The sequence below is a fragment of the Avrilella dinanensis genome, from assembly GCF_002807015.1.
Taxonomy (GTDB): domain Bacteria; phylum Bacteroidota; class Bacteroidia; order Flavobacteriales; family Flavobacteriaceae; genus Flavobacterium; species Flavobacterium dinanensis.
Genome location: NZ_NIPO01000001.1, coordinates 807,127 through 825,493, shown reverse-complemented (window position 1 = coordinate 825,493; position 18,367 = coordinate 807,127). Strand labels below are relative to the sequence as shown.

The 18,367-nt window shown below is 39.7% G+C and carries 6 protein-coding genes and 2 pseudogenes; 2 read left to right on the top strand and 6 right to left on the bottom strand.

Annotation, left to right across the window (positions count from 1 at the left end; genetic code table 11):
* Positions 1-4 precede the first annotated feature (4 nt).
* From CDL10_RS03940 to CDL10_RS03925, 4 genes are all read right to left on the bottom strand, one after another.
* Complete coding sequence (locus CDL10_RS03940) at positions 5-580, bottom strand: hypothetical protein (protein ID WP_100677336.1); 576 nt, start codon at positions 578-580, stop codon at positions 5-7.
* A 298-nt stretch (positions 581-878) separates the two neighbouring features.
* Positions 879-1,931 (bottom strand): sensor histidine kinase, encoded by a 1,053-nt coding sequence (locus tag CDL10_RS03935; RefSeq protein ID WP_100677335.1) that lies wholly within the window; start codon positions 1,929-1,931, stop codon positions 879-881.
* Entirely contained in the window at positions 1,931-2,614 is a 684-nt protein-coding gene (locus CDL10_RS03930) for a response regulator transcription factor (protein WP_100677334.1), read from the bottom strand. Before CDL10_RS03930 ends, CDL10_RS03935 begins: the two co-directional genes overlap by 1 nt.
* A 169-nt stretch (positions 2,615-2,783) precedes the next feature.
* Complete coding sequence (locus tag CDL10_RS03925) at positions 2,784-3,647, bottom strand: sigma-70 family RNA polymerase sigma factor (protein ID WP_100677333.1); 864 nt, start codon at positions 3,645-3,647, stop codon at positions 2,784-2,786.
* 255 nt (positions 3,648-3,902) lie between these two features.
* Between CDL10_RS03925 and CDL10_RS03920 the strand changes: the two are divergent.
* Positions 3,903-4,088, top strand: a pseudogene (locus CDL10_RS03920) (uL13 family ribosomal protein); the annotation flags it as partial.
* A gap of 4 nt (positions 4,089-4,092) precedes the next feature.
* Positions 4,093-4,344, top strand: a pseudogene (locus CDL10_RS03915) (translation elongation factor Ts); the annotation flags it as partial.
* Positions 4,345-4,791: 447 nt separating this feature from the next.
* Here CDL10_RS03915 and CDL10_RS03910 read toward each other — a convergent pair.
* Positions 4,792-13,344 carry a fibronectin type III domain-containing protein gene (locus CDL10_RS03910; protein ID WP_100677331.1) on the bottom strand — a complete coding sequence of 2,851 codons (8,553 nt, stop codon included), beginning with the start codon at positions 13,342-13,344 and terminating at the stop codon, positions 4,792-4,794.
* 220 nt (positions 13,345-13,564) lie between these two features.
* Positions 13,565-18,355 carry an Ig-like domain-containing protein gene (locus CDL10_RS03905; protein ID WP_165772978.1) on the bottom strand — a complete coding sequence of 1,597 codons (4,791 nt, stop codon included), beginning with the start codon at positions 18,353-18,355 and terminating at the stop codon, positions 13,565-13,567.
* Between the last annotated feature and the right edge of the window lie 12 nt (positions 18,356-18,367).

The window sequence follows — 18,367 nt, the reverse complement described above, 5'->3', positions numbered from 1 at the left end:
AGGATTAAGGCAACACTTTTGAAGTAGCTCGTCTGACAGTATCTATGTTTTGGTATAAGTTTTCTTCCCCTTCTTCACGTGGGATACTTTTCTTCAGAAGAATTTCTTCCATTTGATTGACAATCGACTGGGTGCTTTTGTTGATGTTTGCTAATATTTCACTGATTTTTTTATCCGGAATCAAGTCTAACTGCATGTACATATCCAGATTTTGAAGATGTGTGTTCAGCAAAGCGATTCTGCTCTGAACAGCTTGATTATTAAATTCTTCCGGAACCGAAACGGATAGTTTTTCGCCCAGTGCAGTGAGGTTTTCCGCTTCCTGCCTGAAAGCCGAAAGTGATGATAAAGGTTTGGACGAGATTTCCTCCAGCAAATCGTGCCATTCTTTCCATTCGTTGATTTTAACCTGGACATTTTTTGGTGTTTCCGGTCGTTCGAAAATCCACTTTTGATTCACGTTATTGAACAAAGAATCCTGCCTTCTGACTTGCTCTTCGTTGAGTGAATAGGTGTCGGAAGTTGTTTTTTTGCAGCCGAATAACACGACCAATACTATCAAAGTTAAATAGAATTTCATATCAAAAATCAAACTCCCGCAAAGTTACGAATGTTCGGTTGAAAAAGTAAGAGCCTGTTTAAAATTTATCTAATAATTTGATAGAAGTACTATTTAAATTCATACATAATATTTAATAAAACGTTATAAATCAAACGGTGTTTTGAACTTAACGTCGTATTTGTCATGCTGGAAGCATCTTTTACAGACGCTCTTAGAGATTCCTACGGAATGACAAACGTTGTGTTTAAAGACTTTTACTGAGTTTGGTAATATGTAATTATCTTACGACCTCAATAATTTGACATACAAAAATAATCTATTCCTCCCTGCCCTTTTGCATGGTAAAAGAAAATGTAGAACCTTTTTCGGGTTCACTTTCCACATAAATATGTTCGTCGTGAGCTTCAATAATGTGTTTGACAATGGATAATCCCAAACCGGAACCGCCCACTTTTCGCTGACGACTGGAATCTATCCGGTAAAAACGCTCAAACAACCTCGGAAGATGTTTAGGCTCAATACCTTTTCCGTCGTCGGTAATACGGATTAGAATTTTGTTGTCGGTCAAATCTTCAAAGGCAACTTCGGTAGTACCGTTTTTTCTGCCGTATTTAATGGAATTTTCCATAAGATTAATCGCTACCCGATAGATTTTTTCTTCATCGCCATACACGAATATCTTGCGGTAATGGTCTTTGTCGAATAGCAAAACAATATCTTTTTCATCAGCTTTGAGTTCCAGCAAATCAAACACTCGCTGAAAAACAGCTACAATGTCAAAGTTTGTTTTCTCTATATGCAATTCGTTGGTTTCCAACTTGGTAATCATATCCAGACTTTCCACCACGTCTATTAATCTTTCTACACCGTTTTCGGCTCTTTTAAGGTATTTTTTCTTGAGTGTTTTGTCGAGTTTAATATTTTTATCCAGCAAAGTTTCCAGATAACCCTGAACCGTAAACAGTGGTGTTTTGAGTTCATGAGCTACATTTCCGATAAATTCACGACGATATTCTTCCTGAATTTTGAGCGTTTCGACTTCCACTTTCTTTTTTCTGGCAAAAGTGTTCAACTCCTGCATCAGCGTTTTCATGTCGGTGGTAACTGGCTGGCTCCGCAAATCGGATTCGTCCAGCAAAGAAACCTGTTTATACAATTTCTGAATGCGTTTGTAAATGAAATGTTCAACGCGAAACTGAAGAACGATAAAGCAAAAAACAAAAAATAATACGGCAAATGCCAGCGTAAACCACAAGTGAAAAGCACCAAAAAGATACTCCAATGCAGAGAGTAAAATTACCGCAAAAACGGTAATCAACAAGGTCGATTTGAAGGCAAATTTATATGATTTTTTATACCGTACGCTCATTAAATTTCAAACTTGTATCCGACTCCTTTAATGGTTTTAAAATAATTATCGCCGATTTTTTCCCGCAATTTCCGGATATGAACGTCGATAGTTCGTCCACCGACAACAACTTCGTTACCCCACACTTTGTCCAGAATTTCTTCGCGGTTAAACACTTTTCCGGGTTTGGAAGCCAAAAGATACAGCAATTCAAACTCTTTTTTAGGCAACACCATTTCCTCGTCGGCTTTCACAACTTTATATTCCTCCCGATTGATTTCGATATCGGCAACCTGTATCGTTCCTGATTTTTGTTCCTTATTTTTCAACCGTCTGAGCAATGCATTCACTTTGCTAACCAGTACTTTCGGCTTGATAGGCTTGGTAATATAATCGTCGGCACCAACTTCAAAACCTGCCAATTGGGAATAATCTTCGCCCCGGGCAGTCAGAAAGGTAATAATGGTTTGTTCGAGTTTTTTATTTCTTCGGATATTTTCACATGCTTCGATACCGTCCATTTCGGGCATCATCACGTCCATAATTATCAAATGGGGTTCTTTTTTGTTGGCTTTTTCTATGGCTTCAATACCGTTTTTTGCTTTAAAAACCTGATATTTTTCAGCTTCGAGATGAATACTTAATATTTCCAGAATATCCGGTTCGTCATCGACCAATAATATTTTAATATCCTTATTTTTCATTGTTCAAGGGTTTATTTGAGTGTAAAATTAATGATAATTAATCATAAATATTATTGGTTTACAATTATTTAATAACGCCGTTTTTTTGGTAATAATTTATTAACACAAAAAACTGTCCGGAAAGCATTTACTTTCCGGACAGTTTTTTATTTTTATTTAGCTAATATGATTAGCCTAAATAAGTTTTTAATATCTTACTTCGTGAAGTATGTTTCAATCTGCGGATAGCTTTTTCCTTGATTTGACGAACTCTTTCACGGGTCAAATCGAAAGTTTCTCCGATTTCTTCCAAAGTCATCGGATGCTGATTACCCAATCCGAAATACAACCTTACCACGTCAGCCTCTCTCGGAGTCAGTGTTTCCAAGGCTCTTTCTATCTCTGTACTCAAAGACTCATGGATTAATTCTTTGTCCGGATTTGGCGATTCGCCCGAACGCAAAACGTCGTACAGGTTAGAATCTTCCCCTTCTACCAACGGTGCGTCCATAGACAAGTGACGACCTGAATTTTTCATGGATTCCTTCACATCGTTCACGGTCATATCTAATTCTTTCGCAATTTCTTCTGCGGAAGGCGGACGTTCGTTAGCTTGCTCCAATAAAGCAAAAGTTTTGTTGATTTTGTTGATAGAACCAATCTTATTGAGTGGTAAACGCACAATTCTGGATTGCTCTGCCAATGCAGACAATATCGACTGACGAATCCACCAAACGGCATAGGAAATAAATTTAAATCCTCTCGTTTCATCAAATCTTTTGGCAGCTTTAATCAATCCGAGGTTTCCTTCGTTGATTAAATCCGGTAATGTCAAGCCTTGGTTTTGATATTGTTTTGCCACAGAAACCACAAATCGCAAATTGGCTTTGGTCAGTTTTTCCAAAGCAACCTGATCGCCGGCTTTGATTCTTTGTGCCAACTCCACCTCTTCATCTGCCGTAATCAAATCGACTTTTCCAATCTCCTGAAGGTACTTATCCAAAGAAGCTGTTTCACGATTGGTTACCTGCTTTGTAATCTTTAATTGTCTCATATTGCTGTTTAGTCCTCTTTATTTTTATTTGTGTTGTTAGGTATATCAGTTATACGAACGAGGTGGTCAAAATGTTACAAAATAGTTTCAGTTTTTTTGTTAAAGAAGTAATTCAGGCGGATTTACACCCAAAAAAACACGTTATCTTATTCATAAACAAAGAATTTGCCTTGCCACCTCAAAAAAGTTATTTATTTTTGCAAGCCCTAAGAAATGTCTTAGGACAGGAATGTTTAATTAAATTATTAGTAAAAAGTGGAAAGTTTAAGTTACAAGACACAATCTTTGAACAGCCAGACTGCTGACAAGCAATGGGTGCTCATCGACGCTGAGGGTCAGACTTTGGGTAGATTGTCTTCCGAAATAGCTAAGCTACTTCGTGGAAAACACAAACCAGGGTTCACGCCTCACGTGGACTGCGGAGATAACGTAGTGGTTATCAANGACTGACGAAGTAATCAAACAAGCTGAAGAAGATGCTAAAGCAGAATTGAAAGCCGAAGGTAAACCTGAGCAAATATGGGATAAAATCATTCCCGGAAAAATTCAGCGGTTTATCTCCGACAATACTACTTTAGACCAGGAAAAAGCACTGCTTGACCAAAACTTCATCAAAGATGAAAGCAAAAAAGTAGGCGAATACGTAAAAGAATTTAACGTGGAAGTCACAGGTTTTAAACGCGTTAGCTTAGGATAAACCTTGTTCCTTCTTTTATATAAAAAACACCCCCGGAAGAAATTCTTCCGGGGGTGTTTTTTATAGAGTTTGTTCAAGGTTTAAAGTTGTCATCGCTATAACCAAAATTGGAATTTCAAGTTATTCAATGTTCCTCAGCCTTTATCAGCCCAACTTTGAACTTTTCTAACTTGTAAACAATCATATAATCAAATTGCAAAGATTTAATATGCGGGAAGTTTAAGTTAAAAGTTCTCTGTCATTCCGATACAGCAAGAAATGAGCAATGAGGACTTGAGAGTTTTGTTCAAACAGGCGAAGCAATTTCAAATAAGTTAGAGGCTTCTCCTCACTCTTCGTCGAAATGACAATTTACTTTTTACTTTTCTATAGCGATTTGACTATGTATTAAAAAAAGGAGCTGCGAATGCAGCTCCTTTTATATTCAATCTGTAATCAATATTGTGATTAGTTTTTCACTACTTTGATTAACTGTTGATATCCGTCAATATGCAATTTCAACAAGTATGTTCCGTTGCTCAGTCCGCTCATATCTACCGTAATCTGGTTGTTGTTGAACTCCTGAGTTCCTACCAACTGACCAACCGCATTGTAGATTTCTACACTTTCAATCGTGTCAGTATACTGGATAGTCAACATGCCTTGTGTCGGGTTAGGATAGTAAACCAACTTGGCTCTGTCAAACTTCGCATTGCCTAACGTTACGGTTACAGTTACTGCAAACGGTTCGCTAATACAACCATTGTCGCTCACAAGCACAGCATAGTATGTCGTGTTGTTTGCTAATGGCATATCTGACTGAAGCGGGTTAGTAAGCGTGGCTGCATCATCTGCATGGGCAAACCATAATACGCCTTCTTCATTTACAACCAAATCTGCAATAGTTATTTCATCAATGCTTATGTTGTAAACAAACGCTTGTTCTGCTTCGCCTGTCGGTGCGTCAGGAACAGGAGCAATTTCAATATCTACTACCACTCTTTCTGATTCGCAGCCGCTATACACGCTACTGATATAGTACACACCATTTGTGAGTGTTGTACTTTCAGGTAATGCTGTGATAGCTGTCGGGCTTACATACCATTTGTAAGTAACTCCTGTTGTTGCAGGTATTTCTACCTCGCCAATAGTTGTTCCCTCACAAAGGCTCATATTAGCAATTTGCGGAGCAACAGTGTTCACAATCTGTACAGAAATTGCTTTTCTGTTTGATTCACATCCGTTCAACTCTTGTGATACATAGTAAGTGCCATTGCTCAAAGCTGCATCGCCTGCAAGCGGTGTGGTTGAAGTTGCACTGTCAAACCATCTGAACATCGCTCCTTCTGCTCCGGTCACTACCAAGTCAGAAACTACGGCAGATCCACAGAATGTTTGTGAACTCGCTGTTGGCTGAGGCAATGTTTCATTTACTATAAATGTAATGGCTGTTCTTGCTGATTCGCAAATACCTATTCTCTGACTTGCATAGTATGTACCTGCATAAACCTGAGAGTTGGCATTCATCGGTTGAGAAGTTGTCTCATTAGCATACCAAACCAATTCTGCATCGGGTTGCTGACCAATTTCTACGTTGGCTAACACTTCAAATCCACAAATTGTTACAGTCTGTTGACCTACTGCCGGCGGAGTTTGAGTTACCGTTATCTGAACTGCTAATCTGTCCGACTCACAATCTCCAATTTGCTCTGCGATATAGAATGTACCTGTGTACAACGCTGTTCCTGTGTCCAATGCTGTTCCACCTGTTGCGGTTTCATATACATTTAAGTTAGTACCAGTCGTGTGATTCACTATAATATCCTCAATAGTAGCACTGTCACAGAATTGTTGTGTTGTTTCTCCTGTTGGGATAGAAATATCCTCCACGACAACTTCTACTTCAATTCTGCTTGACTCACAAGTTCCATTGATAGATGAAACATAATATGTTCCTGAGCTTTCAATTGTTTGAACTGCATCTGTGGCATCTTCACTTACATACCATCTTGTTTCCCAACCTAAAGGAAGGTTTGCTTCAACATCTGCTGTCACTAATTGTGCACAAGCATATTGAGCTGTGATTACAGGAAGCAATTCTTCTATGGTCATCACTGCTGTAAGCTCAAAGTTTTCGTAGTTATTACCTCCGTCTATATGAGCTGTAACGGTGTGCTCACCTAGTGATAGTTGGTTATTACCTGTATAAGAAACTGTTGCTCCTGCTGGTAAATCTCCATCAATTGTTAATGAATGCTCTGTACAATCATAGGTGAATGTATCATCCTCGAAAGTGATTCCTGTGATTGTTGCTTTATTGATAGTAAGTGTAGCGGTTAGTTCTAAATCTGAGTAGAACTCTCCTCCTTCTATATTTGCAACAACTTCATATTCACCAGCCTCAGTTTGTACATTGCCCGTATAAGTAACAGTTACACCGTCCGGTAAGTCTCCTGTCACTTCGATAGTCTTTTCAGTACCATCATAAGTGAATTCGGCATCATCAAGTGTAATGTCTGTCAAGACCCCACGGATAAACATAACAGCCTCTAACTCCATATCTTCATAGTTTGTTCCACCATCGATATGAGCTGTTACATCATAGTCTCCTACTTCTGTTTCCTCATTTCCTGTATAGGTAACGGTTACGCCATCTGGTAAATCTCCTGTAATAAAGATAGATTTCTCTTCTCCATCATAAGTTACCGTTTGGTCTTCAAAAGTGATACCGGTTAACTCAGCTTTAGTAATCGTCAATGTACCGGTTACATAAGTGATTTCGTAATTAGCAGCTACTAATCCACTAATTTCTATATCATATTCACCACCATCAACGGCTGTAACTGCGTCTCCTGCATAAGTCAATTCACCTGAAAGGTCGCTTGCCTGGTCTTCATATACAAAACCTTCATATGCTACTGTCCAGTCTTCAAACACCTCACCATCGTAAACTTTGGTTTGGTCATCGGCAGTAACTGTAAGGTCTGCTTTGGTTACAGTTAACGTAAAGGTAACATCTTCAGCTGGTAAATAATCGGCGTTACCTGCTTGTTTGGCTGTAACTTCTGTTTCACCTGCACCTTGGATAACAAGTTGTCCACTTACAAAAGTTGCTACTGTTTCGTCTGCAACTACATAAGTTAATGCTAAACCACTATCAGATTCACCATTTACAAATGGCTCATCACCATATACTTTTGTGATATCCTCTGCAGTGATTACCTGTGGTTCAGAAGGCTCTACTGCTATAAAAGTAATTGGTCCAAACCATTCTCCACAAGTACCAGTTACACGAACATATACATCGTACTCATCGCCTTCTGTCAATCCTTCGATTGTGTATGGGCTTGCTTCAGCTGTTACAAGTGATATATAATCATCACCTTGTGTATAGCCGGTTTCACCATACTCGATATCAAATTCAGTGGCATCACCTTCTGCTGTTATTTCTAACGTTGCAGTTGGCCCAGTAATAGCTATTATCTCTGCAGTAACAACATCAATAACTGGTGTTACTGTTACTACTACTTCTTCACGTGGGGATTTGCAATCTCCAGAATACGTTAAATCATAAAAAAAGTAATATGTTCCAGTCGTTGTTCCTCCCCATTCAGAAGCAGTTATTGTAACCTTTCCGTCTTCTGATTCAAAAGGGAAGTTATTTGGGCTACTTATTGTATGTCTATACAAATCAATCCCTGAATACTGTTTCACCAACATTCTATATCCTGTGCCTTCAGATATTTCAAAATTAAGAGGAATCACATTCGCATTGTCTATACCTGTATTTGTTACAGCAACAGTTCCTGTTTCAAAAATTTCTGTTCCTGATGAATCTTGTATTTTAATGTTAATTGTTCCTGTTGAAATAGAGAAAATACTTACCGATGTTAGAGTAACTGTTTCATCAACATCAAAAACCACACCCCAATTTGAATTAACATAAGTTGAAGAACCTGCTGGAGGCGCTCCCATTCCAACACTACTTTCTCCACCACCTTCAGCTACAGATTCCACCCAAAACGAAGTTGTTTCAGTAAGTTCGTCTGTTTCAAAAGTTGTACCTGTAAATATTGGCTCGGTTGCATCTGCTGCATCGTACCAATTTACTGTACCTTCCGAATCCACTTCCAAACTGATGCTTCCTGTGTCACAGATATTAAAATCTTCTGTTACCAACTCCATATCCGGATACTCACACAACGTTGTAAAAGTTACGCCCTCACTCCAATAGCTTTCATCAGTATCTTCTGTACACAATGATTTGATGTAAATTGTATAAGTTGTACTGGCTTCTAATCCAGACAATGTAGCAGACAAATCTGTAGTTTCAATTGTATCTATTACCACTTCTTCATCCTCTTCATTTTCAGTTCGGATTTCAACTACATAACCATCTTCTGGCGTATTTCCTAAGTCAGGAGTTTGCCAAGTTGCCTCAGCCGAGTTTTTGGTAATGTTACCTACCTCGATATTTAACGGAGGAAAACAAGTTGGCGCCGCCAAAATACTCACTGCATAATCCTCTATTTCAGTATATCCAGTTGATGTGGAACATGGATCCAAATCGGCACCGCTTGAATCCCAACGATATTGTACTCTTAGTCTGTAAATTCCTGGTTCTGTACCATAAGGAACTGTAAATTCAGGAAAACTAACAGTAGAACTACCAGAAATCGTATTTGGTATAAAAGCTACCATTTCGTCTTCATCAAAAACCAAGTTGTTATTGTAATCAATCCAAATGGCTGCTCCGTGACTTCCTGAACCAGAGCCACTGGTTAACGAAGCTACATAAGAAAAGCTTGCCTGTAATTCAGCCGCATCAACAGTAGCTGTATAATCGCTATAACCGTTAGTTCCTTCTGAAGCTGCCGAACTGTTATCTAAATTACTTAACTTAAAGTTTCGGATTTCATCACTATTATTAGCTGAACCTGTAGGGATACAATGCCCTGTATAGATTGCATACGGCCCAGCCCAAGTGCTTACCCCATCAGTTCCACAGTCCTGACGAACATAATATTCGTAAGAAGTTTCTGCATCTAAACCACTAAGCGTTCCGCCGTTTGCAAAACCTGTTACCAAGGTACCTTCTGTAGCTACATCAAATCCTGGAATACCCCATTTGATATCAAATGTAGTCCCAGTACTTGTCCAACTCAAATCTACACTTTCCAACGTTACACCTGACATTGCTAAATCTGTAGGTTTTGAACAATCCGGAATAGTAATTTCAATATTATCAATAGCTGCTGCATCTTCTGAACCAGAATTTCCATCATTTTTCCATTCAAAAATTAGGCGCATGGTTTGCCCTGCAAAGCTTGACAAATCAACGTCTGTATTTTCATAAGTAGTCCAATCCGACTCGCCCATAAAGTCACCTCCGACCCGGATTCGTCCCGAGCCAGATGAAATTTGAGAAGTACCTGCACTTGGCAAATAAGAAGCTGGTGCCAACCACACTCTAAAGTAATCCCAGTTAGTAGTAGAGGATCCTGGTTCTCCTTCACCTTTCCAATCAAAAGAGATAGTCGCATCAGACGTTCCTGCAGGAACAGCAATATCTCTATATGCATGTACGACACGTGTACCCGAAGTATTATATTCATTACTTACTCCACCATCTTTTGAAATATACAAAGAGCTTCCTGGATTACCTGCTGCGTTTCCTACATACCAATTATTCTCATGCGAATCGTTATTGGTAAATGCCCAACCATGTGTTCCTTCAAAATCTTGTTCATAATTAAGCGTTGCAGGAACTTGGGTAGTGGTAAAATTACCTGTTAGATACCCACTGTCGTGATAAGTATTATTTGCTTTTATTCTAAAGAAATACTGTGTACTTACCGCCAAACCTGTTAAATCCTGAGACACATCCGCTCCCATTTCAAATGGTGAGCCTGTAATCGGATTTTCATATTCACTGTCAGTATATACTTCCAATGTGTAAGTAATTGCTCCAACTTCTCCTCCAGCATTAGATGCTGTCCAAGAAACAGTTGCTGAAGTATCTGCATGATTGCTTACTACTGCCACTGTTGGTGTTGCTGGTGCAGTTACCTCACTATCTGTTAATGATAATTCAGAATACCATGGTGCACCAAAACAATCATTCTCCGCACTTCTTGAGAATACATAGTAATAATATTCTGTGTTAGACGTTAAGCTTGTTGCGTTTCCTTCCAAATTCGCTCCGTTATATACACAGAAATACGTATTATCACCGTCTGTTAATGAGGCAATAGCCGTTGTTTGACTTGTTGAGTAAGTTGTTCCGTCAACTAACACTGGCGGTACATCACTTGTACTTCTGAAAATAACATAGCCTGTCGGTACTGCGGCCGGCGCTTCATAATTTAATTTTGTAGCCGTCGCAGTTATATCTGTAAAAGTGATATTTGCTGGTGCATCCGGTAATTCACAAGCGGTCGCAAAGCTAATACTTTCCCAAACACTTTCGTCGGTATCTTGTGTACATAAGGTCTTGATATAAACTGTGTAAGCTGTACCTGGATCCAAATCAGCCAATGTAGCTGTTAAATCAGTAGCAGACATAGTCGCTACAAAACCTTCCGTTTCGCCCGGTTCACCTGCTGTTCTGATTTCGATTTCGTAACCATCATCAGGATCATTACCCATACCAGAATCAGGCACTTCCCATGTTACTACCGCTGAATCTGTGGTAATATTATCCACTTCAAGATTAAGTGGTGGGAAACAAGTTGGGATTTCATCTACTACAAAATCGTCTACCCAATAATACCAGTTTTGTGCATCTGAATTCTGTCTTATTGCAATATAATTATTTCCACCTGTAAGTTCTGTAGTATTGAAATATACCGTATACTCTTCAAAAACATCCTCTTCTTCTTGGTCAATTGTTTGTACAAGCTCAAACGTACTGATATCTGTAGGATCACTCATCACGCCAACATCTATAGTTCCAGAATTATCTCCTTCTCTTTGTAAATAAAATCTAACTCGGAGATTATGTATATCTTCGGCAAATGCCGGCGAAACCGCATAAGTAGGCTCATCTATAGCCGCTCTAAACTTTAAACTATTGGAACTAACAGACGGAGACGATACAATCGAAGGAAAACCCTCGTAAATTACAGGACGTGACCAGCAATTAGGATATGAATCCGTACCTGTTCCATACGTATCAAAATTTTCAGTATATGGAAGAGTAGTTACTGCATTACATAAGGTTGTGAAACTAAATGGACCTGTCCAATCACTCAAATCACCGTCGCCACAATCCTGGCGCACATAATACTCATACGCCGTATTAGGGTCTAAATCTTCGGCAATATAAGGGTTAGACACTCCTATTTCTGTTGGCTCCCCTGTAGATTCTTCACCTGCTGCCACAATTTCTATATCGAACAAATCTCCATCGGCTACCCAACTCAAATCTGCACTATCAGAAATAACATTGGTAGCTGTAAGGGCCGAAGGAGGTAAACAAGTTGGTGGTGTTCCTTCTTCAAAAGAGAATCTGATTTGTGGTCTGTTACTATTTGTTGAACTTGTATTAGTATCACAACGACTCTCAGACGTATCACTTCTTACAAACCTAGACCCAGCTGTCATAGAATGTGTTCTTACTCCCCCGTATGGAGACGAAAAAGGGTTGCTTCCTCCTGTACAAATATCTATTACAATATTATCTATACCATTCCAAACGAAATTAGTATCGAAAGCAATCATATCAAATTCTCCTGCAGAAACTACTGTCGGAAGATAATCAGCAGCCTCTCTTACTGTAACCAAATCCGTAGAAGTAATATGCGAGGAGGCATTACTCGCTGACGTATGACCTATTTTTATTGTATAATTTAACAAAGCCGTATTGGTTCCTTCTGACACAGAAAATCCCAGTTCCGTTAATTCATTATAGGCAATAAGTCCGGCAGCAGTTAATTCTGCTGCGGTATATACAGTCTGGTAATGCATTGAACTATAATAATCATCAATAGGGTCACTACTTGATCCATTGGTATTTCCACCTCCATCTCCAATAGTAACCTGATTAGCTGCAGTGAATGTTATCGGTCCTGTCCAGTTACTGAAACCATCTACATCACAATCTCTTCTTACATATACGTCATACGTTTGCCCTTCTGTTACATCTATCAGGTTATAACTAAAAGTAGTCAGATCAACAGAAGTTCCCGCTGTTTCTACATCAAAGCCTGTCTGTCCATATTTGAATTCAAAATCCTCACCTACCTCTGCCCAAGAGAAAGTAGCTCCTCCGACAGAAACACCACTCATTGCAAAGTCTGTTGGTTTCGGACAATCAGGAGTTATCTCTGCTGAAACACCAAATATATTCAGAAACCCACTATCCGAGCTTGTTTTAGTAAATGAAATTGATTCAATTAACTTTGTTTGATTTGCTGTTTCAATTGCAATTGGCACTTGAAACAACTTAGGATTTGACGAATTGTTATCGGGACTCCCTCCTCCACGAGAGACTCTCCCTATTCCCTGAATAGCAGCAGGGTTTGTCCCGGTTTGATACCAATCTGGTATTGTTTGACTACTGATTGCTTGGGTAGAGTTGTCTGTAAAGGTTATAACCCCAGTAAAATTGGAAGATGCACTTCCTGAAGTAGCCAAGACGAAAATTTGAAGTGCACTCTGTGGGTTTGCAAAAACCAAAGTACCTTCACCTCCGTTTTCATTAATTCTTAAAACATTGTCGTCATCGTAGGGTGCCAGTTGAAAAGATAACCCTGGAGTGGTTGTTGCAATAGAATTAATTAATCCATTTGCGGGTAATCCTACTGTAGCTCCCGGATAATCAATACTCATAAAAGCATTGTTGGCTCCAGATCCTGTCGCATCTACCGCCGTAGATGTAAAAGTTGCCGCAGGACTATCCTCAGCAATAACATCTTCGTTAAATCCGGAAGAAACCGTTAAAGGGACATATTCCTGTCCCATCATGTGTATGGGCAAAAAGAGCAATGCCATACAACATAAGTAAATAATTCTTCTCATAATAATTAAAAATTTAGTTTGGCTACTAATTTAGTATTTTTTCTTTACATTAAGAATCTTTAACGTTAAAGTTTTTTTAACAAGCAATATATAACTATATGATTTCGTTGGTCGGACACTAAGAAAATCCTATTCGAAAGATTTTTAATATCAGGTGTAGAAATAAAAAATCCGTCCGGTATAACGTCCGAACGGATTAATTTTTAAAGGGTTAAATAAATTATTTTTTCATTACTTTGATGAGTTGTTGGTATCCGTTAATTTGTAGTTTTAACAGATAAGTTCCACTGCTTAGACTACTCATATCTACTGCAATATAGTTGCTGTCAAATGCTTGAGTTTTTACCAACTGACCAACTGTGTTGTAAATTTCTACATTTTCAATAACATCAGTATATTCAATATTCAAGACATCTTGTGCCGGGTTCGGGTAGTAATTCAATTTGGTTCTGTCAAACCTTTCGTTACCCAACGTAACAGTAACTGTTACGGTAAATATTTCGCTCACACAGTCATTGTCGCTGACAATCACGCCATAATATGTTGTGTTGTTCGTTAACGGCATATCAGACTGTAATGGGTTGGTAAGCGTGACAGCATCATCCGCATGGGCAAACCACAATACACCTTCTTCGTTCACTACCAAGTCGGCAACGGTTACCTCGTTGATACTTACACTGTAAACAAACGATTGGAACGGCTCTCCGGTCGGAGCATTCGGAACGGGAGTGGTTTCGATATCTACAACCACTCTCTCAGATTCACAACCCGCATACACTTTACTGATATAATAGGTGTTGTTTGTCACTACGGTGCTTGCCGGTAATGCCGTGATAGCTGTCGGGCTGATGTACCATTTGTAGGTAACTCCGGTTGTTGCCGGTATGTCTATTTCTGCAATAGTTGTTCCTTCACAAAGGCTCATATTGGCAATTTGCGGAGCGGCTGTATTTACAATCTGTACAGAAATCGCTTTTCTGTTTGACTCACAACCATTCATTGTTTGTGACACATAGTAAGTACCATTACTCAACGTTTCATTGTCATCAAGTGGTGTAGTTGATGTTGCACTGGCAAACCATTGCAATACCGCTCCCGGCTCTCCGGTTGCCGCTAAATCGGCAACGATTGCAGAACTACAAAAAGTTTGAGAACTTGCTGATGGTTGTGGTAAAACTTGGTTTACAACGAAAGTAATAGCAGCTCTTGCTGATTCACAAATACCTGTTTTTTGGCTTACATAATATGTGCCGGCATAAATCTGTACATTAGTGTCCATCACCTGTGACGCGGTTGAGTTGGCGTACCATAATAATTCCGTACCGTCTTGTTGCCCCACTTCCACGTTGGCTAATGTTTGGTAGCCGCAAATAGTTATTGTTTGTGAGACAATTGCCGGTGGTGTTTGTGTTATTGTTACCTGAACAGCCAACCTGTCTGATTCACAGACATCACCAATCTGCTCAGAGATGTAGAAAGTACCAGTAAATAAATCTGTTCCTGGACTCAAAGCTGTTCCTCCAGTCGCATTTTCATACACATTCAATATGCTTCCTGTAGTATGATTAACCATCAGGTCTTCAATAGTAGCACTATCACAGAATTGCTGTATTAACTCGCCGGTTGGTGTGGTCACACCTTCTACGGTTACATCTACGGCAATTCTTTCTGACTGACAATTTCCTACTTCGTTTAATACATAGTAAATGCCAGATTCATTAAACTCGCCAATCGCGTCTTCTGCATCAATACTATCAAACCACATCAGGTTTAGCGGGGAGCTAACAGCATCTTGAACAGATGTTGGCACACACAAATAAATTTCAGTAATATCTGGTGTAGCTACTTCCGGCACTGTTACTGCTGTTTCAAACATAGCTTCACACCCTCCATCAGATGTTACTACCACTTCATACATTGTTTCTCCGGCATTCTCAGAGTAGAAATATACCTGTTCGGCACTTTCTCCGTTATAAGCTGTCGTAGCTCCTGCATCGAGGAACAAGTTGTCGAATGGGGTCCACACAACGTCATATCCATCAGCTGTTCCGGTGCTTATTAATTGTGCCGTTCCCGGACAAACCAAATAATCTTCTTCAAGATTTGTTGCTTCCGGAAGAGAATTCACTACAACTACCACCTCTACAGATTCTGAGCAAGGGTCGTCAGATTGAGAAGCTGTAAGCGTATAGGTTGTTGTTTCAGAAGGACTGAAAACCCAGCCTGTTGTTTCATTCCCGGATACTCCGGTTTCCGGATACCAGTTGAATGTGTCAAAGTCATCTTCTCCGGACGTTATCGTTATCGGTTGAGAAGAACTTGCTACACATATCTCTGTTTCTGTTTCGGAAAGAGTTAAATCCGGTGCTTCTGTTATAGTTACAAGAACCGCCTCTCGTGGCGAAACGCAACCGTCAGCTGTTCTTGCCTCTGCATAAAAAGTGGTTTCGGTACTTATTACCGGAGTAGTGAAACTGTCGCCTTCATATAAATGAGTTGTTGCTTCTTCGGAATCATACCAACGTATAATTGCATCAGTACCGAAATCTGCAGAAATGGTAGCTGTACCTATTCCGCATACTTCGCCTGGCGTTGCAGAAACAAATTCCGGATATTCACATAAAGTAGTAAATGTTACTGCCGTAGTCCATGAACTCTCGTCGTCAGTGTCACAAACCGATTGTACATAAACCTGATAGGTAGTGTCCGGATCAAGTCCTGTGATAGTAACAGTTTGTGTGGTAGTTGTGCCTTCATCTACCGCCCCTGTTTCTTCTCCCGGATTTCCTGAAGTGCGAACCTCGTAGTTGTATCCATTTGCAGGTGCTGTCGCAGGTGCATCCCATGAGATAACAGCTCCTTCGATAGAAATATCTGAGATAGTGATCTCTTGAGGTTGAGGACAACCAATTCCAATTATAGGTACAAGGTAATCTGCCCAGGTTCCATAGCCATAGCTTCCGCAAGGGTCTTCTCCTGCTCCGCTATTTGCCTCTCTTTGCCAAACTCTCATTCTGTAATTACCACTGGATATATCTACCGGAATTTCTATAGTCATTGTATAAGTAACCGGGTCAGAGGCAGAATAGACAGGAAGTGCCAGCCTTTCGTCTTCTTCAAAACTTCCGTTTTGATTAAAGTCTATAGCTACACCTACACCTGTCCAGCCACTAACTGTGGCAGTAACAGTATATTCTTCTCCTGCATTCAAAGGTGGCACGTCCACACTTGTTCTGTCCCTGTCTGTATAAGAAGCCGGACTGTCCGAAAAACTTGTTTCTACAATCGAAACATTGGTTATTCTATGGCTAGAACTAGGATTACTATAACTCGGTGTACAATATTGAGGAGTAAAACTAAATGGCCCTGACCACATGCTTACGCCATCGGTTGCTCCACAATCTTGGCGTACATAGAATTCGTAGGTTGTGTCGGCAATAAGATTGGAAAGTGTTCCACCGTTTGTGAATCCTTCTTCTAAAGTACCTTCATTATCATCTATGTCAAAACCTTCTTCTCCCCAAATAATATCAAAATCGGTTCCGTCGCTTGTCCAACCTAAGTCTGCACTATTGGCAGTAATATTTGTCGCGTTCAATGAAGACATATGAGGTTCTAAACAAGCGGGGATATCTTCCAAGGCATAGAAAATTTTCCAAGTACCATCATCAACTTTGTTGTTATATTCGGAACAGTCCGTTGATTGCCCAAAAGATGTCCAAGTTCTGAAAGCTCTTAGTTCAAAAGTAATCGTTGCATTTGTAGCTCCAACAGCAAAATCCAAAGAACGGTTAGCATAAACCATAGTACCTCCAGTCCCTACTCCATTAACCACTGCACTTTCTCCTGCACTTAATTCGGGAGAATAGATATAAGAACGTTGTTCGCTCCGATAAGCTCCGTTTGCAGCTGTCATATCATACTCTGTTGAAATAGAAGCAATTCGTTTTCCTTCCGGAATCGTAAGCGTTAAAATTCCCGGGCAACTGGATTCACTACTATTGTTAACGTTAGTATTGTGTATAGTGCTAATATCCCCTTCGTTGTATATCAATACGTCTTCCGGAGTAAAAGTCAAAGGTCCTGCCCAATTACTAAAACCATCAGCATCACAATCTTGCCTTACATATACGTCATAGGTTTGCCCTTCTGTTACTTCAGTATTTGTGAAAACAAAAGACGTTGTAGTCAGAATTTCGGATATACCTTCGGTTTCTACATCAAAACCGGTAATGCCATATTTCAGTTCAAAACTGTCTCCAATACTTTCCCAGTTCACAGTTGCTCCCTGGGTAGTAATATCGCTTACACTCAAATTTGTAGGTTTTGGACAATCAGGTGTTATTTCTGCTGAAACACCGAAAATATTCAAAAATCTTCCTGTAATTGTTTGGGTATTAACAAAGTGAATACTTTCAATCTGTTTGGTTTGGTTAGCCGCATCTATAGCTATTTCGATTTGATAAACCCGAGGATTATTAAACGCAGATTCCCAGTTGTTGTTGCTCCGATTTACCCTCCCATTTAAATAATAAGCTACGGAACTCCCACCATACCAATCTGCTACGTTTTGAGTAGTAATAGCTTGCGTAGTATCATCAGTAAAAGTAATTGTTCCTGTGAAAGTACAAGCTCCACTTCCTCCGGTTGCTAATACATAAATCTTTAAAGCTTCTTCTTGATTCTGAAACGTTAATGTTCCGTTTTCTGTGCCACCACTTTCTAACCTTAGGGCATTGTTGTCCGCGTAATCTCCTAACTGAAATGTTACATCAGAAGAAGTGACAGAGGAAAAAACTCCACTCGCCGGAAAACCAGCTGTTCCTGCTCCCGGGAAACCAACTGACACAAAGCAAAAATTAGCTCCTGTCTCTACGGCATCTACTGCCGAGGTTGTGAAATCAACCGCAGGACTATCTTCTGCAATAACATCTACGTTAAAGCCAGAAGAAACCGTTAAAGGAACATACTCTTGCCCCACCAATATGTATGGCAAAAAGAGTAATGCCATACAACATAATTT